Annotated in this window: 20 protein-coding genes and 5 pseudogenes; 12 read left to right on the forward strand and 13 right to left on the reverse strand. The window is 59.2% G+C overall.

Going from position 1 to position 20,522, the window contains the following annotated elements; translation table 11 throughout:
* Nucleotides 1-48: 48 nt before the first annotated feature.
* From trbJ to trbL, 3 genes are read left to right on the forward strand one after another with little or no spacing between them, the layout of a single operon-like run.
* Complete coding sequence (gene trbJ, locus ACMYR2_RS05275; protein WP_416193808.1) at nt 49-729, forward strand: P-type conjugative transfer protein TrbJ; 681 nt, start codon at nt 49-51, stop codon at nt 727-729.
* Nucleotides 729-1,115, forward strand: coding sequence for a putative entry exclusion protein TrbK-alt (gene trbK-alt, locus ACMYR2_RS05280; protein ID WP_347265310.1), 387 nt, complete (start codon nt 729-731; stop codon nt 1,113-1,115). The genes trbJ and trbK-alt overlap by 1 nt, the downstream gene beginning before the upstream one ends.
* The gene (gene trbL / locus ACMYR2_RS05285) at nt 1,115-2,281 is read left to right on the forward strand and encodes a P-type conjugative transfer protein TrbL (RefSeq protein ID WP_416193809.1); all 1,167 of its coding nucleotides are present in this window, start codon (nt 1,115-1,117) and stop codon (nt 2,279-2,281) included. The genes trbK-alt and trbL overlap by 1 nt, the downstream gene beginning before the upstream one ends.
* A 330-nt stretch (nt 2,282-2,611) precedes the next feature.
* Here the strand turns inward: trbL and ACMYR2_RS05290 are convergent, their stop codons facing one another.
* The 6 genes and pseudogenes from ACMYR2_RS05290 to ACMYR2_RS05315 all read right to left on the reverse strand — a co-directional run bounded on the left by ACMYR2_RS05290 (nt 2,612) and on the right by ACMYR2_RS05315 (nt 8,595).
* Nucleotides 2,612-3,637 carry an IS110 family transposase gene (locus ACMYR2_RS05290; protein ID WP_416192988.1) on the reverse strand — a complete coding sequence of 342 codons (1,026 nt, stop codon included), beginning with the start codon at nt 3,635-3,637 and terminating at the stop codon, nt 2,612-2,614.
* Nucleotides 3,638-3,711: 74 nt separating this feature from the next.
* A complete protein-coding gene (gene istB, locus ACMYR2_RS05295) occupies nt 3,712-4,575 on the reverse strand; it encodes an IS21-like element helper ATPase IstB (protein ID WP_416193319.1) in 864 nt (287 codons plus the stop codon).
* A pseudogene (istA, locus tag ACMYR2_RS05300) lies at nt 4,575-6,074 on the reverse strand (IS21 family transposase). Before istA ends, istB begins: the two are co-directional and overlap by 1 nt.
* 57 nt (nt 6,075-6,131) lie before the next feature.
* Entirely contained in the window at nt 6,132-7,781 is a 1,650-nt protein-coding gene (locus tag ACMYR2_RS05305; RefSeq protein WP_416193810.1) for a hypothetical protein, read from the reverse strand.
* Nucleotides 7,768-8,115: a hypothetical protein gene (locus ACMYR2_RS05310; protein ID WP_347265325.1), complete on the reverse strand. Its 348-nt coding sequence runs from the start codon at nt 8,113-8,115 to the stop codon at nt 7,768-7,770. The genes ACMYR2_RS05305 and ACMYR2_RS05310 overlap by 14 nt, the downstream gene beginning before the upstream one ends.
* Before the next feature lie 30 nt (nt 8,116-8,145).
* A complete protein-coding gene (locus ACMYR2_RS05315; protein WP_347265324.1) occupies nt 8,146-8,595 on the reverse strand; it encodes a hypothetical protein in 450 nt (149 codons plus the stop codon).
* A 115-nt stretch (nt 8,596-8,710) separates the two neighbouring features.
* Here ACMYR2_RS05315 and ACMYR2_RS05320 point away from each other — a divergent pair, with 115 nt between their 5' ends.
* The 4 genes from ACMYR2_RS05320 (at nt 8,711) to ACMYR2_RS05335 (ending at nt 11,490) form a co-directional block, all read left to right on the forward strand.
* Nucleotides 8,711-8,995 carry a hypothetical protein gene (locus tag ACMYR2_RS05320; protein ID WP_347265323.1) on the forward strand — a complete coding sequence of 95 codons (285 nt, stop codon included), beginning with the start codon at nt 8,711-8,713 and terminating at the stop codon, nt 8,993-8,995.
* A gap of 317 nt (nt 8,996-9,312) precedes the next feature.
* Complete coding sequence (locus ACMYR2_RS05325) at nt 9,313-9,654, forward strand: XRE family transcriptional regulator (protein ID WP_347265322.1); 342 nt, start codon at nt 9,313-9,315, stop codon at nt 9,652-9,654.
* A complete protein-coding gene (locus tag ACMYR2_RS05330) occupies nt 9,644-10,936 on the forward strand; it encodes a HipA domain-containing protein (RefSeq protein WP_347265321.1) in 1,293 nt (430 codons plus the stop codon). Before ACMYR2_RS05325 ends, ACMYR2_RS05330 begins: the two co-directional genes overlap by 11 nt.
* Nucleotides 10,937-10,971: 35 nt before the next feature.
* Nucleotides 10,972-11,490: a hypothetical protein gene (locus ACMYR2_RS05335; protein WP_347265320.1), complete on the forward strand. Its 519-nt coding sequence runs from the start codon at nt 10,972-10,974 to the stop codon at nt 11,488-11,490.
* An 81-nt stretch (nt 11,491-11,571) separates the two neighbouring features.
* Here the strand turns inward: ACMYR2_RS05335 and ACMYR2_RS05340 are convergent, their stop codons facing one another.
* The 3 genes and pseudogenes from ACMYR2_RS05340 to ACMYR2_RS05350 all read right to left on the reverse strand — a co-directional run.
* On the reverse strand, nt 11,572-12,387 hold the full coding sequence (locus tag ACMYR2_RS05340; protein WP_416193811.1) for a hypothetical protein: 816 nt from the start codon (nt 12,385-12,387) through the stop codon (nt 11,572-11,574).
* Entirely contained in the window at nt 12,384-13,046 is a 663-nt protein-coding gene (locus tag ACMYR2_RS05345; protein ID WP_416193812.1) for a hypothetical protein, read from the reverse strand. The genes ACMYR2_RS05340 and ACMYR2_RS05345 overlap by 4 nt, the downstream gene beginning before the upstream one ends.
* Nucleotides 13,047-13,060: 14 nt before the next feature.
* Nucleotides 13,061-13,145 (reverse strand): annotated as a pseudogene (locus ACMYR2_RS05350) (IS5/IS1182 family transposase); the annotation flags it as partial.
* On the opposite strand from ACMYR2_RS05350, the pseudogene ACMYR2_RS05355 reads away from it, so the two are divergent.
* Nucleotides 13,122-13,959 (forward strand): annotated as a pseudogene (locus ACMYR2_RS05355) (IS481 family transposase); the annotation flags it as partial. The pseudogenes ACMYR2_RS05350 and ACMYR2_RS05355 sit on opposite strands and share 24 nt — an antisense overlap.
* Before the next feature lie 97 nt (nt 13,960-14,056).
* On the opposite strand, the gene ACMYR2_RS05360 reads toward ACMYR2_RS05355, so the two are convergent.
* Nucleotides 14,057-15,192, reverse strand: a protein-coding gene (locus ACMYR2_RS05360) for an IS3 family transposase (protein WP_416192834.1) whose coding sequence is annotated in 2 segments (ribosomal slippage) — nt 14,057-14,922 and nt 14,922-15,192 — 1,137 coding nt in all. Because the reading frame shifts where the segments join, the coding sequence is not laid out codon by codon here.
* A gap of 561 nt (nt 15,193-15,753) precedes the next feature.
* Here ACMYR2_RS05360 and ACMYR2_RS05365 point away from each other — a divergent pair.
* Nucleotides 15,754-15,897, forward strand: a pseudogene (locus ACMYR2_RS05365) (transposase); the annotation flags it as partial.
* Between the two features lie 263 nt (nt 15,898-16,160).
* Nucleotides 16,161-16,412 (forward strand): hypothetical protein, encoded by a 252-nt coding sequence (locus ACMYR2_RS05370; RefSeq protein WP_416193813.1) that lies wholly within the window; start codon nt 16,161-16,163, stop codon nt 16,410-16,412.
* 413 nt (nt 16,413-16,825) lie between these two features.
* On the opposite strand, the pseudogene ACMYR2_RS05375 reads toward ACMYR2_RS05370, so the two are convergent.
* The 3 genes and pseudogenes from ACMYR2_RS05375 to rfbC form a co-directional block, all read right to left on the reverse strand.
* Nucleotides 16,826-17,087 (reverse strand): annotated as a pseudogene (locus ACMYR2_RS05375) (IS66 family transposase); the annotation flags it as partial.
* 115 nt (nt 17,088-17,202) lie between these two features.
* Nucleotides 17,203-17,586, reverse strand: coding sequence for a hypothetical protein (locus ACMYR2_RS05380; protein WP_416193814.1), 384 nt, complete (start codon nt 17,584-17,586; stop codon nt 17,203-17,205).
* 268 nt (nt 17,587-17,854) lie between these two features.
* On the reverse strand, nt 17,855-18,409 hold the full coding sequence (rfbC, locus tag ACMYR2_RS05385; RefSeq protein WP_416193815.1) for a dTDP-4-dehydrorhamnose 3,5-epimerase: 555 nt from the start codon (nt 18,407-18,409) through the stop codon (nt 17,855-17,857).
* 117 nt (nt 18,410-18,526) lie between these two features.
* Between rfbC and rfbA the strand changes: the two genes are divergently transcribed.
* Together rfbA and rfbB are read left to right on the forward strand one after the other, a co-directional pair.
* Entirely contained in the window at nt 18,527-19,411 is an 885-nt protein-coding gene (rfbA, locus tag ACMYR2_RS05390) for a glucose-1-phosphate thymidylyltransferase RfbA (protein ID WP_416193816.1), read from the forward strand.
* Between the two features lie 12 nt (nt 19,412-19,423).
* Nucleotides 19,424-20,491 carry a dTDP-glucose 4,6-dehydratase gene (gene rfbB / locus ACMYR2_RS05395; protein ID WP_416193817.1) on the forward strand — a complete coding sequence of 356 codons (1,068 nt, stop codon included), beginning with the start codon at nt 19,424-19,426 and terminating at the stop codon, nt 20,489-20,491.
* Nucleotides 20,492-20,522: the final 31 nt, after the last annotated feature.

Here is a 20,522-nt window from a genome sequence, read left to right on the forward strand (position 1 = left end):
TGTCTTCGCGCGGTGTGTCTTGCCGCGATGGTTTCCGTTGTAGTCGCCATGCCGGCCGCGACACCCGTCGCGGCGCAGATCGTCTATGACCCGAGCAACTATGCTCAGAACGTGCTTCAGGCCGCGCGGGCGCTGGAGCAGATCAACAACCAGATCACGGGCCTCCAGAATCAGGCGCAGATGCTGCTCAATCAGGCGCGCAATCTCGCGAGCCTGCCGCAATCCTCGCTCAATAAGATCCAGCAATCGATCCAACGGACACAGCAACTCCTCGGCGACGCGCAGCGCATTGCCTACGACGTCGGGCAGATCGATCGTGCCTTCTCGACGACCTATGGGCCCGCCTCAACCATCGCCAGCGATCAATCGCTGATCGACGGCGCCCGTGAGCGGTGGCGTAATTCCGTCGCGTCATTCCAGGACGCCATGAAGGTGCAGGCGGGCGTCGTCGCCAATATCGACACCCATCGCGCCGAGATGTCCTCGCTCGTGACCGCAAGTCAGTCCGCGACAGGCGTATTGCAGGCGACCCAAGCCAGTAATCAGCTCATAGCCTTGCAAGGCCAACAGATCGCCGATCTGACCGCGACCGTCGCCGCACAGGGCCGCGCGCAAAATCTTGAAGCCGCAGAGCGTGCCGCCGCTAAGGAGCAGGCGCACGAGCAGCTCCGCCGCTTTCTCACCCCCGGCACCGGTTATCGGCCGACCACAGTGCGGATGTTCCAGTGATGAACGGCTGGCGGCGGCTCAACAACGATAAGCGAGATGTGCATCAGGCGTCCATCACGTCGTTTGTGCGTTTCGCCGCGATCGCCATCATCGTGGTGATCGTGATCGTTGCGGTTAGCGAGACCAGCCGAACCGATGATCCACGCCAGCCGGTTGCGCCGGCAACGACCGAACGCGATCCGCTGGCCGCCGAACTTCTCCGCTGCCGCACCATCACCGCCGAGCAACTCGCAGCAGACGATAGCTGCCGCCGCGCATGGGCTGAAAACCGCCGTCGTTTCTTCACGCCTCACGCTCCAGTCACCGGCACGCCGGAGACGTCACCCAAAGCGCTGGACAAGATGCAGAACAGGATTCCGAGTGCGTCATCGAACGAGGCACGCTGATGGGCGGCACCGGCGTCATCGACCACTTCCTCGAAGTCTTCACCCGCTACATCGACTCGGGCTTCGGCTTGCTCGGCGGCGAGGTCGCGTTTCTCGCCACCACCCTGGTCGCCATCGACGTGACGCTCGCCGCACTATTCTGGAGCTGGGGGGCGGATGAAGACATCATCGCGCGCCTCGTTAAAAAGACGATTTTCGTCGGCGTGTTCGCCTACATCATCGGCAACTGGAATGCGCTTGCCCGGATCATCTTCGAGAGCTTCGCCGGGCTTGGCCTGAAAGCGAGCGGCACCGGATTCTCGACCGCCGATCTGCTCCGACCCGGCCGCGTCGCCCAGGTCGGCCTCGATGCCGGCCGTCCGATCTTGGAGTCGATCTCCGGCCTGATGGGCTACCTCGCGTTCTTCGAAAACTTTGTCCAGATCCTCGTGCTGCTGTTCGCATGGGCAATGGTGTTGCTTGCCTTCTTCATCCTCGCGATCCAGCTTTTTGTCACGCTGATCGAGTTCAAGCTGACAACGCTGGCAGGCTTTGTCCTGATCCCATTCGGGCTATTCGGACAGACATCGTTCCTGGCCGAGCGCGTGCTCGGCAATGTGGTGTCGCCAGGCGTGAAGGTGCTGGTCCTTGCCGTCATCATCGGCATCGGCTCGACGCTGTTCTCGGAGTTTACCGCTGGCTTCGGCGGTAATCAGCCGACCATCGAGGATGCGATGGCGATCGTGCTCGCCGCGCTCTCACTGCTCGGCCTCGGCATTTTCGGTCCTGGCATCGCTAATGGCCTGATTTCGGGCGGCCCGCAACTCGGCGCAGGCTCCGCGATCGGCACCACGGTTGCTGCGGGCGGAGCGTTGGTCGCAGGCGGCGCAGCCGCCGGAATGGCCGTGAAGGGGGCAGGGGCGGCGCTTGGCGGTACGGCCGCGGCCGCGCGGGGTGGCGCGGCGCTCGCCGGTGGTGCGGCAACGTCCTACAGCCTGATCTCCCACGGGCAGGGCGGCGCGGCCGGCGTCGCCTCGGGTGTCTCCGGCGTGGCGCGGGCCGGAGTCGGGGCTGCTATGCGGCCGGCCAGCCGAGCGATCAGCCGCGCCGCAAGCGCGATGGCTGACAGCTACCGCAGCGTGTCAATCGGCCCTTTAATTGCGGGTTGTTGTCAACTCTCTTTTTGAAGCCATTCGGCAAAGTGGTAACGCTCGGCCCGACGGAGCAGGTCCGGGTTGCGCAGACGGGGCGAGCGCGGCTGGTGGATCGATAGCCAACTCGTATAGTGGGCCGATTAGCTGTCACCTGGCTTCAATGCGATCAGTTGCCCGTCGCTGGGGTCATGGTCCTTTCCGAGGTCGCAAGCGCCTCATGATGATGTCCGGATCGGGCGCCTCATCGTTTGCAACGGGGTGCGGACGAGCCGCCACCAGCCGATTGACCGAGGTCACCACGACCACCGTCCCAGCGGGACATCGCCAGCCCGGCGGACCGGGCCAGGAACTTGCAAAATAAGGTCAGGCCGGCGCGTTGCCCCAGTCGAATGATGTGCCGTCGACCCAGATGCAGTGGAGGATGACAGCGATCTTGCGGGCGATAGCAACCTTTGCCTTTTTCATGCCGATCCGCTTCGCAAGTTTCATACCCCAGGCTTTGAGGGAGGACCATTTCTTTGTTCGATAAAGCAGAACGGTCGCCGCCTCGTAAAGGTACGTTCGGAGGAGCCTGTCGCCCCATCGGGATATCTTGCCACTAGTGTCAGTCTCACCAGATTGGTTGCGCCGAGGTGTGAGGCCGAGATAGGCGCCGACTGTCGAGGCCGATCGGAAGCGAGACGGGTCATCGATCGTATGGCGGAACGTCAAGGCGGTGACCACGCCGACACCAGGAACTGTCATCAGGCGACGCGTCGTCTCGTCCGACTTCGCCAATCGGCGGACCTCGTCGTCAAATTTGCTTTGCTGCTGGCAGATGAGTTCATGAATCGACAAGAGCGGCGCGATCACGCTGAGGAGTTGATGATCTTCGCCCAATAGCTCGCCAACCTGGTTACGGAACTGTTGGCCAATGGCGCGAGGGAATAGCAACCCACACTCCTTGATCAGACTGCGGACCTGGTTCTCGATATCCCGGCGTATGGACACAAGGCGGAATCGCGCCACGAGGATAGCTCGAACCTTCTGGCTCTTCTCACTCTTGATTTTGACTTCTCGAAACCAACCAACCCGCACCAGTTCGGCAAGGCCCCGAGCATCGTTCTGATCGCTTTTGTTCATGCGGACCGATAGTGCTGCGTGTGCATGCCTTGCATCGATGCAAACGACGGGGAGTTCGACCCTACGAAGCTCATGCCAAAGCCAGCTCGCCATTGCGCCCGTCTCAAAGCCGATACGCTCCGCCAGTGGCGCATGTTTACGAAGTAACTTTGACAGATCTCCAGGATGAGACTTGGCCTTTCCTTCAAAAATTGCTTCACCCGTCTCATTGACTACGCAAACCGCAGTCTCTCTCTGCGAGACATCTAGCCCGACGTATTGCCGCATGACAGCTCCTCCGAATCGTTTGATTGCGAGAGGTAGACGATAACGGAGCTCTCGTGCCCGAGCGCTGACCGCAATTACGCCATCGTTCGCAAATTTGACCCCGTATCGGCGTTCAATTTTGACGCCTTTGCGCGGCGTGGTTTGATAGCGCTCGACTCGTCGGAGCTGGCCGGGATTGCGGAGACGAGGCGAGCGCGGGTGGCGTGATCGTCGTCGCGGCTTTTGAATCGCCAGCTGTCGTTGCCGGTCTCGACAATGTCGCAGTGGTGGGTGAGCCGGTCGAGCAGCGCGGTTGTCATCTTGGCGTCGCCGAACACGCTTGGCCATTCGCCAAAGGCGAGATTGGTTGTGACGACGATGGACGTGCGCTCGTAGAGCCTGCTGACGAGATGGAACAGGAGCTGGCCGCCGGATTGAGCGAACGGCAGGTAGCCGAGTTCGTCGAGGACGATGAAGTCCATCCTGGTCAGATGCTCGGCGATACGACCTTGTCGTCCGTTGCGGGTCTCGATCTCGAGGCGGTTGACGAGGTCGACCACGTTGTAGAAGCGACCGCGGGCGCTGGAGCGGATGCAGCTTCTGGCGATTGCGATGGCCAGATGGGTCTTGCCGGTGCCGGTACCGCCGACGAGCACGGCGTTGCGTTGCTGGGCGATGAAGCCGCCGCCGGCGAGGTCGTTGACGAGCGTCTGGTTGATCGGCGTGCCGTCGAACTGGAAGTCGGCGAGATCCTTGGCCAGCGGCAGCTTGGCGATGGTGAGCTGGTACTTGATTGAGCGGGCCTGCTTCTCATTGATCTCGGCGTTGAGCAGGTCGCCGACAATGCGCTGGGGTTCATGCTGGCGCTTGATGGCGGTCGCCATGATCTCGTCGAAGGCAGCTTTCATGCCATAGAGCTTCAACTCACCCATGAGGTCGAACAGTTGAGTACGTTCCATCAGATGGTTCTCCTAAGGCTGTCATAACGGGCACAGTCGGCGATCGGCGCATGGCGCAGGATCAGCGCCGCGGGAGTGAGGATGTTGGCTGGTGGAGCGGGTTCGCGTTGACGGGCCAGGATGTTGAGCACGACGTCAGCGGAATGAACGCCATGAGCGATCGCCTCGGCGCAGGCTGCTTCAACGGCCGGCAGACCATCGGTCAGCACCGCATTGAGGATGTCGACCATCTGCCGGTTGCCATCGTCGGTGCTGGCGAGCCTGCGCCGGATCCGTTCGATCGCGGCCGGCAGCACCCAGTCCTTGAAGGGAGCGCCGTTACGCAAGGCGCCGGGCTTGCGCGCGAGCACCGGCACATAGTGCCAGGGATCGTAGGTCGTCTCGCCGCGTGCGAAGGATCGCGGATGCTCCGCCACGATCCGTCCATCCTGACGGATTACGATGCGGTCGGCCTAGGCCTGAACCTCGACCGGGCGTCCGACGGCGCTGGCCGCGACCGAGTATTTGTTATTGTCGAAGCGTACCAAACAGGTCTTGGAGACAGACGCCGGCACCGCGTGGAAGCCGTCGAACCGGCCGGCATAGGGAACGAGCTTGGGGCGCTCGGCTTCGAACACGTCCCAGATCGTCTGATCGGCCAGTTCCGGATGGCGATGCGCCTTGGCGTAAGTGATGCATTTGTCGAGCAGCCAGACGTTTAGCTCGTCGAGGGTTTTGAATCGCAGCCGTGGCGTGAAGAAGCGTTCCCGGACCAGCCCGACCTGGTTCTCGACCTGGCCCTTCTCCCAGCCCGACGCCGGCGTGCAGGCAACCGGGTCAACCAGATAGTGGCTGCACATCTGCAGGAAGCGGCGATTGTAGCGGCGATCCTTGCCGACAAAGATCGCCTCCACCGCCGTCTTCATGTTGTCGTAGATGCCGAGGCTGCAGGTCCCTTTGAACAGCGCGAACGCCCGGTCATGGGCGTCGAACACCATCTCCTGCGTCTCGCGCGGATAGGCTCGCACGAACAGCATGCGGCTGTGGCACAGCCGGACATGAGCGACCTTCACGATCGCCGTCACGCCGTTGAGGAGAACGATCTCATGGCTCCAGTCGAATTGGTAGGCTTCGCCCGCCGCAAAGCTCAACGGAACATAGGCCGCCGCGGTCGATTGCCCGCGCTCCTTGTTCCACCGCTTGGCGTAACGCCGCACGGCATCGTAACCACCGTCATAGCCGCGGCCGCGAAGCTCTTCGAAAATCCGGATCAAGGTCAGTTGTTCGCGCGCGGATTTGGTCGCGTTCGCCGCCAGCAACACATCGAGCTCAGATGCCCAGTGTCCAAGCTTGGGCCACGGCTGAACCTGCCGCTCGTACTCGAACGAGGTCTCTCCCGACCTCAGCACCTTCCGGACCGTGTTCCGGGACACCTTAAGGTCGCGGGCGATCGCCCTGATCGTCTTGCCCTTGATGAAGTGTTCGCGCCGTATCCGCGCAATCGTCTCCACGACCAGCATCTCCCACCACCTGCTTCGTTACAAAGCAGGCAGCGCAACAGACCAACCTTCAGGGGGTCAATTTTGGACGCCGAGCCCCCGGCTTAGAGGGTCAATATTGCAGGCCGAATGACACGTCACTGTGGCGTTGAGCTCGTCGGTCAGGTCGCAAAGCGTTGGATTGCGAGCGGCACCCTCAAACAGCAGGAAACCGCCATCGCCGCGCCCGAAGAGCGCCGCCTCAGCGAACCGGGCCTTGGCCTGCTTCGATCCGATCGTTGAGAGAGCTTCACGGACGGCAAGCGATGCTGTTGTATTGACGGCATAGCGCGCTTCTTTCGGCAGGAACGTTTTGCGGTGCTCGTTCTTGGGAAGATCGACGACCAGATCGCCATCGTGCACCGCGGGCGATTGTCCGAGCAGCGCAAGCTCAGTGGCGAGCTCTTTTGCCTTTGAACCGGCAAACGACGCGCGCGCCAGCGCGTGCCGTGCCATGTTGTGCGGGCGAAGCATCCCATTGTCGCTGACCGCGCCAATCGTTACGCCGGACCGCGCGAGATGCAACGCCATCTTTGAACCGACGCTACCGCAGCCCAGCATCGACACGGGAGCAAGCTCGGGGGCGCCGGAGACGTCGCGCAACAGCACGGGATTCGTCGCATCGATCTGCATGGCCGGCACAACGGGCTCGGTGTCGCCTTCGGCGAAGAGTGCGGTGCGCCCCTTCATCGCCTTGATGTCGACCAGATAAGGCAGCAGCTCGATGTTGGAGACCGATCCGACTAGGTGCTCGGGTCTGCGCGCGCACAGAATGATTCCGATCGGAACGGGTGCTTCGAGAACATAGCCCTCCCAACTGCGTTCGAGACTATCGAGGAAGACGCTCAGCCCTCGACTACATCCAAGCTCGCCGGCTCGCTCTTTCAGGCGGGCCAGGGTGTCGACGGTCTCGGGCATGTAGGCCGCAGCCACGAATTCGTCGCCGTTTGGCTTCTTGCCGGGCCAGGCGAGGCAACTCACCGTTTCGCCGAACCAGTAACCTTCCCGTTTCTTTCGCCCAAATAGCTCCTTATCGTCGCGCTTTAGCGCAACCTGGGTCTGGCTGACGTCCAGCCACGTGGTGCCTTGCTTGTCGACGAGCGAGCCGTCCCCGCCGCTCCGGAAGAAGGTGGACTTGAGAACCCGATATCCGCCGTTGCGATCAACGACTGCGCGGCAGGCCTCGGCATTGAGCGCGATCACGTCGTTGAGATCACGGCGCAAGGTCGGCTCCCATCCTCGTCCGTGATGGATCAGCGTGCCTTCGGCTGCACGCTGGAGCCACAGGACAAGCTGATGCACGAGATTGAAGATGCCGAGCTCAACCAGGCCGAACTGGAAGAAATACTCCCGCTGGTTTCCGTCGATCAGGCAGGGGCGCGGCAGCTCGGTCACTGGACCCGGCTGAACGTGAGGAAGATCTCGCGGGAAGTCCATCCGCAAAGAGAACGAGGGCGATGACCAAGGGTAGCTCGGCCAGAGCCTCACGTGGACCGTCTCGACAACGCGAACGCCGTTCGGGCTCGCGCCGTCGACCTTGGAAGCGAGCGGCATCTCGACGTTCAGGTCGAGTTCGATACGCGATCCGCCAGCATCAACAGATATCAGGCGGCCGCCGCGGCACTCCGGATGACGAAGCGCCGCTGCAAGAAAACGTTCGGCGTGGCCGCGAAAGTCATTTCCCGCCATGCCCGGTTCCATGCGGGCGGGCCTGCGACGCGGTTGCGCTGATACCGAGAGCCGGGGCGGCGGGAGCCGATGCCTTGCCGATTTTCCGCACGATGCCGTTCGACTTCACCTCAAACTCCAAGGCGACCTTCTTGTCGTTCCAGTACTCGTCGGTGCAGAAGAACCGGTCGGCATCGTCATCGAGAATATCGACGTACTCGCGCTTCGCCCGCTCGTGCGGCGGATTGTCGTCGTCTGCCTTGATCGGCTTGCAGCTCGCCACGATGATCGCGCCTTTGCGCGTCTGCGAGAGCGCGCTTCGCGCGTCAGGATCGACCTTGACCGCTTCGCCCATCTCGCTCCAGCGGTCGAAGCTCAGACTCCGTCAGGAACAATGATGCGGCGTCTCCATGATGTCGTAGGTGAACCAGTCCGCACGCTGCGCCTTGTGCGCATTCCACAGCCGATTCCAGATCGCGACTTCGGCGTCGCCGCCGGTCAGGAAACGGCAACGGTCGCTGATGCCGCCGCCGCGCAGCGAGAAGCGGATGATGACCGAAGACTGATTGTGCCGGAGCGTCTCCTTGTCGTCGTCATCGATGGGGTCGAGGGGCGCGAGCAGCCGCCCCTGGAAAGAGCCGTCCTCGACGCGGTTGCAGGAGTCGATCGTCCCATCGCGCTTGATGACGATGTCGAGAATATCGTCGGTCTTCCCGTCGATATCCTCGCCCATGATCAGGATGCGATCGCCTTCCTCCGTCGAAAACCCGTTCTCGCGGAAGAGCGCGACGCGACGCGACGCGACGCCGTGCTTCCTTTTGCCAGGCCTTGGCATCCTCGCAGAGCGACTCGCCGTTGGCGCCGGCGCGGCGGAATACGACGGGTGACGACCACATCTCGCGGATCAAAATCTTGTCGTCGTCCTCGTCCCAGGAGTCCGGCGGCCCGAGATGAAAGTGGTTGCGCAGGCCCGCGACGTGGTCGCTATGCGGATGGCTGACCAGGAAGGCGTCGACGTAGCGGCGGCCTTGATCATCTCGTTCAAGCCTGCTTTTCAGGTCTTCGGCGACGTCCGGCGTGTCGTCATCGTCGTCGTCCGCCTTGCCGCGGATATTGATGTCGATGAGGATGCGCTGACCATTGTCGAGGCACATCAGAACCATGTCTCCGTTGGAGACGGGGAAGAAGGTGAGCGAGGCGGTCATGGTCGTTCCCGTACTGGATTTGTTCTGTAAACGTGGCGCGTCCCAAAAATGATGGGGGGAGGTCGCAGGCGCTTTGGAACTCAGATAGGAACCGATCGGAGTTCCGCAATATTTGGTTCAATGTGATTCTTTTTCCACAAAATATTGACTCTGAACGCGTTTAGAGTCCTCGCCATTCCGCGATTCGGAGGCTTGGTCGTCTGCTCGTATAATCGCGGTGCGTGCTCTTAAGAGCACTGAATTGGCTTTTTGGTGCTCTTAAGAGCATTGTACACTTGTCGTTAAGGAGTTGCATCCTATATGCTCTTAAGAGCACGAAAACCGGGATTTGGAGCCCTTAAGAGTCCATGACTGCCAAGAACAATCTCGTCCAGGCGCCTCCCTTCGAGGTCGATCGAGCCTTGAAGAAGCTGGGCGCCGATCTGCGGACCGCACGCCTGCGCCGCAACCTGACCGTCGATGCTACTGCCGCTAAGATCGGGACCGGCCGTCGTGCCGTCCTGGACGCCGAAAAGGGCAAGGTCTCGACGCAGGTCGGAGTGTATGCGGGCTTGCTATGGGCCTACGGCCTGATCGACCGCCTCGGTGATGCAGCCGATCCGCGCTTCGATGAGGAGGGCCAGCGTCTCGCCTTGATCCAGGATCGTGTCCACGCCCGCAGCCCGAAGGGATTGGACAATGATTTCTAAGGTCACTCCGACGGAATGCTTCGTCTACATCACCTTGCCTGGCCAGACCGCACCGGTCACCGCGGCACGGTTTGAGCTCACCAAGGACAGGCGCGACATTGCGATCGGCAGGCTGGTCTATGGCCGCAGCTATCTCGCGCGCGCCGAAGCTGTCCCCATTGATCCGATCGAACTCCGGCTTGCCGGCCAGACCTACGAAACTGTCGGCATGAAAGGCCTGTTCGGCGCGCTGCGCGACGCCGGACCGGACTATTGGGGGCGCCGCGTGATCGAGCGACATGTTGGTGCCGCCCAGCTCAACGAGATGGACTACCTGCTGCACTCACCCGACGACCGCGCGGGCGCGCTCGGCTTCGGATTGAATCAGCAGCCTCCGGCGCCGATGCGCGATTTCAATAAGACGCTGAGCCTTCCTCGCCTGCAGACGATCGCCGATGCAATCGTCGATGAAGAAGATCGCCCGGACGACGCAGAAGCCGCTCAGGTCGAAGAGTTGCTGCTGGTCGGCACGTCGATGGGCGGCGCGCGGCCGAAGGCCGTCGTCGAGGACACCGACGGCTTATGGATCGCCAAGTTCAACAGGAAGGACGACAAATGGAACAGCGCTCGCGCCGAGCATGCCATGCTCGTGCTCGCACGGGCATGCGGTGTCACAACGGCGGAGAGCAAGGTGATCGTCGTCGGCGGCCGGGACGTCCTCATGGTCAAGCGCTTCGATCGCGAGCGGGCAGAGAGTGGCTATCTCCGCGCCCGCATGCTCAGCGGCCTGACACTGCTGCGCGCCGAAGAGGGGCACGACACGCGCGACCGGTGGTCTTATGTGCTGCTGGTCGAAGAGCTGCGGCGAATTTCGGCCAACCCGCGTGCCGATGCTGCCGAATTGTTCCGCAGGATGTGTTTCAACGCATTGATCTCCAACACCGATGATCATCCGCGCAATCATGCCGCCATGGCAATGACGCCGGATTGGAAGCTCTCGCCTGCTTACGATCTCACGCCGACGCCGCTGATCAGTGAGGAGCGGCGCGATCTCGCAATGATCTGCGGCGACGCGGGCCGCTATGCCAACGCCGAGAATATCGTCTCGCAAAGCATGCGCTTCCTGCTTGAAAAAGACGAAGCCGAAAAAATCGTGTTGGAGATGGAAGAGCAGGTTCGAAACAAGTGGTACGAGGTCGCGCGGCGAGAGGGATTGTCGGAAGCGGACTGCCACACGATCAGCCGGTCGTTCGTTTATCCTGGCTTTCGCCTCCCGATGTCGCCAGCCGCACCACCCGCCTGACCCTTCAATTCCGACTGCCTGGACGGAGAACCAAGATGGCGCGCCATCCGCAACGCGATCTTTATGAATCGACGCTCGTCGAGATCGGCCGCATCACCACCACCTGGGCGAAGTTCGAGCACTGGGTCGACGTGGCTATCTGGTACTTGGCCGGCGTCGAGGACCGGCGCGGCGCCTGCATTACGACGCGGCTCGGATCGATCCATGCGAAATTCCGCGCGCTGGAGGCGCTGATGGTCGAGGCCGGCCGGCCAGAGCCGATCCTCAAGATCATCCGTGGCATCGCCGGCGAAGCGGCGGATGTGGTGAAGACGCGAAACAAGTTCGTCCACGGACCACTCGACATGGACGTGAACAAGGAGACCAAGGAGTTCGAAGTCTACCTCAAGCACATCAGCGTCAGGGGCAAAGGGGTGCTGACGTTGGACAGTGAAGTGCTGACCACGTCAGAGCTTGAGATCGCGCAAGCGAAGGTGGCCGGCGTCTATCAGAAGCTGATCAAGCACTGGCACGAGATCATCGATATTCCGAGCGCTGAAGAACTTGCGCAATAAGCGCCCGATACAGCGTCGACCACCCAAACACAACTTGCAACGGCAGCGACAGATGCATTGATTGCCGCTGATCTTGATCCGTCAGCTCGACGGCTGTTGCGGTGCTTTGGAGCGAGGTGCTGCCACCTTCTTTGCGGGTTTTGGTGCAGCTTTTTGCGGGGTGATCAGCGTCTCGCAAGACAGGATCAGCTCTCGCGCATAAGTCCGCGCTGCAGCGATCACGCTCTTGCGATTTACAGCCAGAAGAAAATACAGGGCGTGGGCGGCAGCCACGATCAGAACGACAAGAACGCGTTTCGCGGCCGCGTTCCCGATGTCGAGCGTCCCGTGATAGACGAGCACCGCCGCGCAAATGGCGACGACGATCCCGTTCAATGCGAGGGCCGTCCATTTCACGCCCAGCAAATTCCGGCGGAATCCGTACGCGCAGTTCTCGTTGAACAGGATCGGGAACTTCTTGGTGTCCCGCGTGTGCGTGCGAAGCCACGTCCCGGCGAGCTCATAGAATGCATTCGCTGCGGCGGGGTTCTGTTGCTCGTCGTTCGCGGTCGGCTCCGGCTTCTCGATCTTGGCCGCAAGAAAGGCGCGGTATCGATCCTTTGAGGCCTGGTCGATCGTGTTGTCAGAGCGATGCATCATCGTGACCGACGGCTTGCCGCCGATCTCGCTGTACAGGCCCGGCTCGAGCGCCTGTCCCTGTTTCCGTGCCCAGTCGGACAACGCGTACAGCAGGGCCAGCATCGCCACCGTGGTCACCACCACGTAGAGATCCAGCTCCTTCCACGGCACGAGCAAGAACAGGGCGGCCAAGGCCGGAGCGACCGCGAGGATGAACCGAGCCCTCACGGTGTAGGCATCGAAGAAACGAAGCATCGAAGACCCCATTTGCTCGATCATGCCGCAACACCAGGCGCAGCCTTGTCTTCGACCTCGGTCCGCAAGGGAACGGGCGCGCTCGACGGCCAACCACGGCTGCTGCCGGAATGGTGCATGATCGTATTGCCGCGCGTCACATACACGGGATAGCCGCGGCGCAAGAAGGCGTTGCTGACCTGACCGTGCGGATATTCGGGCTTGCCATCGCCGACCGAGCAGATCGCGCTCCCGCAAGTGACGCCACTGGCGACCTTTCCTCCCAGCCAGCGGTCGAGCACATTCGGCGTGACGTTGCGCCGGTTGCCATGATGAGGCACCTGAACCATGTGGGGGATCTTCAGCTTGCCCAGTAGTGCCGCGTAGTCGGCGGCTTCGTTGAGACCCTCCGGTCCGACGTCGGCCGTCAGCAGGATGCGCTGCCCGTCAAATTCGCCCAGTTGCATGACGCTGGTCTCGTTCGACGCCGATGTCGGATCGGGAGCGTTCAAAAGCGTTTCGATGTCCCATGTCTCCAGCAACTTGTTGCGTGCCTTTCCGGCTATTTCCGTTACTCGCTTCACCGAACGCAGGCGCAATCGGCCGGTCCCGCTCGACGAAGCGCCGGCGATCGGTGGGGTCCGCGAAGTTCTCTCTGCGATCAGGGAGCACTCGCCGCCGATCGAGAAGCGGGCAGCGCTCATCAACCGCATCGAGTGCAGGGCGAGCAGATGGCCGAGCGTGTCGATCGCCAGATGCAGCTTGGAGCCCTTCTTGCGCTTGTCTCCATCATAGCCGGCACGCTGCTGTCACTCGATGATTGCCTCTATGCGTTGCAGCCAACCATCCCGCGTCTGACGCGCTCTTCACTGCATCGCTGCCTGCGCCGTCACGCGATCAGCAGGCTTCCGGAGGTTGAAGGCGACAAGCCCTCAAAGAAGAAGTTCAAGGCCTATCCGATCGGCTATTTCCACATCGACATTGCCGAGCTTCAGACGGCTGAAGGCAAGCTCTATCTCTACGTCGCCATTGATCGCACCAGCAAGTTCGCCTTCGCGCAACTGGTCAATAAGACGGAAAGAACATCAGCCTCGGCCTTCCTCGAAGCTCTGATCGCGGCCGTCCCCTACAAGATCCATACGGTGCTCACCGACAATGGGATCCAGTTCACCTTCCCGCCCCCGCTATGCGGACGGCCCGGCCGCAAGATACGTGACGCATATGTTCGATATGCGATGCCAGGAAAATGGGATCGAGCATCGCCTGACCAAGATCAAGCATCCCTGGACCAATGGTCAGGTCGAACGCATGAACCGAACGATCAAGGAAGCAACCGTCAAACGCTACCATTACGATCGACACGATCAGCTCGAAGCCCACCTTGCCGACTTCATCACCGCCTACAACTACGCTCGGCGGCTGAAGACCCTGAAGGGTCTCACACCTTACGAATACATCTGCAAGTGCTGGACTTCCCAACCAGAACGATTCAGACTCAACCCGCTCCACCAATTGCCGGGACTAAACACCTATAGGGTGGACGAGGCAGAATCCTATCCCGGATCCGGGGGCGGTTGGTTCTCTCGCTTAAAAATGTCGTGCGGACTAATAATATAGTGTATAAATTAAAGAGGTTTTTCGTATTTCTAGATATGAGGTGGACCCGCTTGGTGAGACAGTTTGGCGGCCTGGCTAAGGTGGATCGGGTTCGTTTCTACGCCGCCAATTGCTCCGTCATTTCCGCCATAGCATGGACTTCGTCGGGCGTCCTGCCGGCGAAGGTCGAGTGCGGGCGTCGCCGGTTGTAATAGTCTATCCAGGAGCCGATGCCGCAGCGGGCTTGGCTTCCCGTTTCGAATGTGCTGAGGAAGACGCACTCATATTTGAGGCTGCGCCACAGTCGTTCGATGAAGACGTTGTCCATCCAGCGGCCGCGCCCGTCCATGGAGATGCGGATGCCGGCATCCTTCAGCGTCGTCGTGAAGGCGAAGCTAGTGAACTGCGAGCCTTGGTCGGTGTTGAAGATGTCGGGCCTGCCATGGCAGGCGATCGCCTCTTCGAGAGCGGCAACACAGAAGTCGGCATCCATCGTGTTCGACAACCGCCAGGCCAGGACCTTGCGGCTGAACCAGTCCATGATGGCCACGAGGTAAAGGAAGCCGCGCCGCATCGGGATATAGGTCACATCGGCACACCAAACGTGATCCGGCCGCTCGATCGCCAGGTGCCGCAGCAGGTAGGGATAGATGCGATGCTGCGGATGCGGCTCGCTGGTTCTCGGCGCCTGGTAGATCGGCGACAGACCGATCTTGCGCATCAGCCGCCGGACCCGCTTGCGACCCACGCACCAGCCCTGACGCCGCAGATGCCGGGCCATCTGCCGGGAGCCATACCAGGGCGTCTCCATGAAGGCCTCGTCGATGGTGCGCATCAGTTCGAGGTTCTCGGGCGTCTCGCCGGCGGGCTGTCGGTAGAACGACGCCCGCGAGATCGAGACCAGTTCGCACTGGCGGCGGATCGAGAGCCGGTTGTGATCGGGGTCAATCATCATTCTCCTCCGATCCAGGCTCAGCGATCGAAGGCCTTGGCCAAAAAATCCCGCTCAACGACAAGCTGGCCAATCTTGGCGTGCAGCTTGGTCACCTCGGCTTCCCGGCCGACCTGCGCATCAGCAGCCTTGTCGTCGAACGTCTTGGCCAGGTTCTCGATGGCCTGCCGTTTCCACTGCGTAATCTGGTTCGGATGAAGCTGGTGCTTTGTCGCCAGTTCCGAAATCGTCCGCTCGCCACGGATCGCCTCAAGCGCAACCTTGGCCTTGAACTCAGCCGTAAATCGTCTGCGTGTCTTCATACCGGATCGTCCTTTTCATCGGGCGATCCACCTTATGCCCCTGTCTCAGAAACCGGCACCACCTCAATATGTTTGCGTTGATAGTTCGAGCAATGTGGGAGACGCAGATGTTCACGCCGGCGTTCCTTGGCACTAAACCTTTTTTCGGTATTATTTTCGCTCTGGCGGTCGCAGCTGGGACTGGCTATGTGTATTATAATGGCGGTTTATCAACCGATCTGCCCGCCTCTTCTCCCCAGTGGAAGCCGGGCGGCGTCCATGGAGCGCCAGGGCTTTGATGGGGGCGACGGGGCTTCCCCTGCTTGTTGCTTATTGCGTTTATCGCCTTGTCCGCCGCCGTCGCAAAGCTGACTGAGACTGTTTGACGTGCTACGTGATGCCCGGCTCAAGACCGGGCATCGAGCGGATTCTACCAACCGAGCGGTCTTCGTGGATGGATGCAATAGTCGTCTTTCAGCTTGTCGCGGCGATGACGGTGAGACGGATTAGGAGTAAGAGCCTATTTGAAAATTGTTTTAGTTTGGGATTTCGGTCTGGCTGCGAATGTGATTCATGCTCCGGATGTGGACACGCAAGCAGCGAGGCCGAATGGGGCCAGGATCGCCCGGCAAACCAAGCGCTATGCGTCTGACCTGACGGACGAGGAAAGGGAACGGGTCGCGCCGCTGATGCCGAAGCCCGGACGCCGAGGCCGGCCCCGCGCACCCGCGTCGATAACTTCGCGAAACTCGACTTCACGGCTATCTCGTGCGCTCGGGCTGGCGCCTGGCAGATGCCGCCCGTGGCATTTCGGCCACTGGCGGACGGGTCTACGGCTGGTTCCGCGAGTTGGCAAAGACTCTAAGACTCTAACGGGCTGATTAGGTAGAGAAAATTTCAACATGTACGGAAAAATTTGGATAACAGTTTATTTTTTAATCCTGTTGGGATATAATTTAGTTAGCACTTAATGTGCCGGGAGCGTAGCCATGCTTACTGTAATTCTTAAAATGATCCTTTTCTCCTTGGCCTTGGCCGGCGTAGCAACAACCGGATACATTTATTATAATGGTGGCTTATCGCCTGATACATGGATCTTTCAAGGCGGATTTCCCGCCAACTGGAAGAACGGAGGTGTTCATGGTGCTCCGGGCCCATTGATGGGGGCCGCAGGACTTCCTGTGCTCTTAGTAGCATATGGCATGTACCGGCTGATCAAAGGTGGTCATAAAGCTGACTAACGGGAAGAGCCTTGCTCTTCCTCTTCCGAAGATTGGCGGCTTTGAGTTCGATAGCCGTGTGAGGATGTGAATTGTGGGAGTAGGACCAAATCGGCGCCGCTGTTGGTTTCAAGTGGATATACCACAGCATACATAAGCCTTTTCCGTTCGCGCAACGCAAAGCAATCTGCATGAAGCGTTTGGCCTTGCTGTAGTGCGGGGCGTCGAGGGCTTGTGCGCGTGTGCCTGATACCCAAGCGAGCGAAAGGCCCTTGGATACGGCCCAAGCTGTTGTCGGTCCTACACGGGTTGGTTAAGCGCGGTTTTCAGGCCATATTTGATATCTTGTTGCGCAGGAGGATCAGATCCTAGGCAAGCTAGGTCATCGATCTGACTGTTGGGTGGCCATCGACTATCCCTGGTGACGTTGGGAAGATGCGACTGTCGTCGATGAGGCATGTCAGCCTTTGCCAGCGCGACAGTGCGTATAGGATGGTGTCTGCGAGTTGTGTCCTCTGACTGATCAGGACAAGCTTGGCGTGGAGCTGGAGTGTGAGTTCGTCGATAATCGGTCGGCTCTTCTCTTGGCGTCCTAGCGGACGGTGCGACGCTCGTTGGCGGTGCGGCCACGGATCACGCTTCGATCGCATAGAGCCCAACAATGCGTTGGAGCGCCTCGCTGGCGATCGGTGCAGGAGCGCAAGGGCAAGTTCATAGAGAAGTGTCGGCGGACTTCACAGCGGAGATTTGTCGAACATACTATTGGCCAGCAGCTTCTGGTGTGCGAGTGGCCATGCATCGCATGAGGTCATTAAGGCAGACCTGAGGGAGTTAATTTCAGTCCCGGAAAGCGCGTAGTCATCGCTGTATGCAGAAATTTCAGGTGTCCAATCTGAGTTTCGAGCTCTATCAACCGGCGTTCTCCATTCTTGATATCGGTACTTAATAAGTCTTGAAGTTTATTGTCGGCTGCATCGCGTTCAAGATATTCGTCAGTTCCGTTTCCGAAGGTCACGGCCGCACGTGCGAGGGCGTCCTCGAGACGTCGATTTAAACCGATGCGTTCAGCTTCTGCAATTTTGATTGCACTCTCTATCGCTTCGGCGACGGGCCTGAGGCGTGCCTGATCGGAATCAATATTACGGGCATCGGAACGTGTTCTGAAAAACTTTTGTGCTCGCCCTAGTAGCAACATTGGTGATCTCGCGAGAAAATAATTCAGATATTATTAATTATAATGGCTATGGCTCTTAAAACCTAGAGCATTTTCGAGTTTCGTTAAATCGCTTAGTTTGATTCATGGGCCTTGAGTCCGGGAGTCCTTCATGCCCGCACCATTGTCGCGGGACCGTGCGTGTCCGCATTGCCCGCCGGTCGAGGGAGGGGGTCGAATTGAACGCCGGGCGTTTCGGCTGCCGAGTTGAAGGTTGATTAAAATGATAACATCAGCCGCGATTCCGGTCTCAGACTTCCCCGTAGCGTGGAAGACGAGCGATGTCCTTGAGCAGCGGGGCGGTGGAATCGCGCGCAGAAAGAGAAGGGTTGTCGATCCCCCAGGCTATCGCCAGGTCTGGATCGTTCCAGCGCACGACGATTTCGTCCTTCGGACTATAATTATTGTCGCACTTGTAGGAGAAATCGGCGGTGTCCGATAGCACAACAAACCCGTGAGCAAAGCCACGCGGCACCCAAAGTTGACGACGATTTTCATCATCGAGTTCCACGGCAACATGCCGGCCGAAGGTCGGGCTGCCATGTCGGACATCCACGGCAACATCCAAAACGCGTCCCCTGGCGACGCTAACGAGCTTGCCCTGGCTCATCGGGTTCTGAAAATGAAGCCCTCGTAGCACGTCACGGCCAGATCGTGATAAATTGTCCTGCACGAAGGGCCGCGAAATCCCATGTGTGGTGTATCTTTCCAATTGATAGGTCTCCAGAAAGAAACCTCTGGAGTCGCCGACGATCCTGGGCTCGATAATCAGCACTTCGGGGATGGCTGTAGATATGACGTTCATATAAAGGAGATTTCTCTGAGCGCGGTCCAATTAATGTTTATAAAGTAGGATATAGCATCAAACTTGTGCCACCGGTCGCGTTGGTTGTTGCTTTATAGTTTAATCTTTTGAGGTCCCATGAAAGGCATTATCCTAGCCGGCGGAACTGGCTCCCGTCTTTTTCCGGTTACGACTGTCGTCTCCAAGCAATTACTTCCGGTGTTCGACAAGCCGATGATTTACTATCCCCTTTCCGTGCTGATGTTTGCTAGAATTCGCGAAATATTACTGATTACTACGCCTCAAGATCAGATGCTGTTTCAACGCTTGCTCGGCGACGGTAGTGATTTCGGATTGAGATTTTCATATGCCGCTCAGGATCATCCTCGAGGACTGGCTGACGCCTTTATCGTTGGACGCGATTTCATCGGATCAGATGCGGTCGCTTTGGTCCTGGGCGATAACATATTCTATGGACACGGCTTGCCCGAGCTTCTGACCAAGGCATCGGCCCGTAGGGTGGGAGCCACGATATTCGGCAATGTGGTCAACAACCCGGCTCAGTATGGCGTGGTTGAACTTGATGCTTCCGGCCGCGCCATTTCGATCGAGGAGAAACCAGCGAAACCGAGATCCAACATCGCCGTGACCGGACTCTATTTTTATGATAACGACGTTGTCGAAATTGCGGGCAGTATCAAGCCATCATCTCGTGGTGAAATCGAGATTACAGACATTAATTTAGCCTACAGGGAACGCGGAGATCTCTTTGTTGAGGTTCTGGGTCGCGGCTTTGCCTGGCTCGACACGGGGACGCATTCTTCGCTAGTCGAGGCGAGTCATTTTGTTCAAGTTCTGGAGCAGCGCCAAGGCTTGCGGATCGCCTGTCCCGAAGAGATCGCGCTCCGTCAGGGCTATATTTCTCTGGAGCAGTTTGGTCGAGCGGCCAGCAAATGCGCGAAAAGCAGCTATGGCGAATATTTAATGTCCGTTTATCGTAACTTCGAAGCGGGCCAATACTAGCAGGTTCAAGCTATGCGATTCAAGGGAATGACGATTTTCGTGACCGGTGGTGCTGGCTTCATTGGGTCAGCGGTGTGCCGCCATCTTCTTGCCGAGACTCAAGCAAACATCGTCAACCTCGACAAGCTGACCTATGCGGCGAATCTTGACAATATCCCGAATGGCGTCAGCAACTCACGTTACGTTTTTAAACGCGCCGACATTTGCAATGCGCCGTTGCTACGACAGCTTTTTTCAGAATTCCGACCTGACGCAGTGATGAACCTTGCCGCGGAAAGCCATGTCGATCGATCGATTGACGGTCCAGGTGAGTTCATGCAGACCAACGTCGTCGGCACGTTTTCATTGCTGCAGGAGGCGCTACGTTATTATCGCGGACTGAACGATACACAGCGCGCAGGATTTCGCTTTCTGCACGTCTCCACGGATGAAGTCTTCGGTTCTCTCGGAGAAAGCGGCTATTTTTCAGAGAATTCACCCTATGCTCCGAATTCGCCTTACTCGGCAAGCAAGGCTTCGTCGGACCACTTGGTTCGGGCGTGGCATGAAACTTATGGGCTACCGACACTCATTACCAATTGTTCGAACAATTATGGCCCATACCATTTTCCCGAGAAACTGATTCCTCATACGATCATCAAAGGACTGTCAGGTGAGGAATTGCCTGTTTATGGCGACGGGCAAAACATCCGTGACTGGCTCTTTGTTGAAGACCACGCGAAGGCTCTTACGCTAGTGCTCGAGCGTGGCAGGGTCGGGCAGACTTACAATATTGGGGGACGCAATGAGCGCACAAATCTCCGGGTTGTGGAGACCATTTGCGATTTACTAGATGAGCTTGCACCACGTACGATTACCCCGCGGCGCGATTTGATCTCATTTGTTGTCGATCGACCGGGGCATGATCGCCGCTATGCCATCGATGCCTCCAAGATCGAGCGCGAACTCGGTTGGACAGCGGAGAGAAGCTTCGAAAGCGGAATTGAAAGGACGGTGCGCTGGTACATTGACCAGCAGCATTGGTGGAAAGCCATTCTTGCAGGAGGTTACGCTTCGATTCGCGTCGGACTTAGTCAATAACCAGCAGAGGCTCGACCGTACAACGCTCCGG

It is taken from the genome of Nitrobacter sp. TKz-YC01 (assembly GCF_047824785.1).
Taxonomy (GTDB): domain Bacteria; phylum Pseudomonadota; class Alphaproteobacteria; order Rhizobiales; family Xanthobacteraceae; genus Nitrobacter.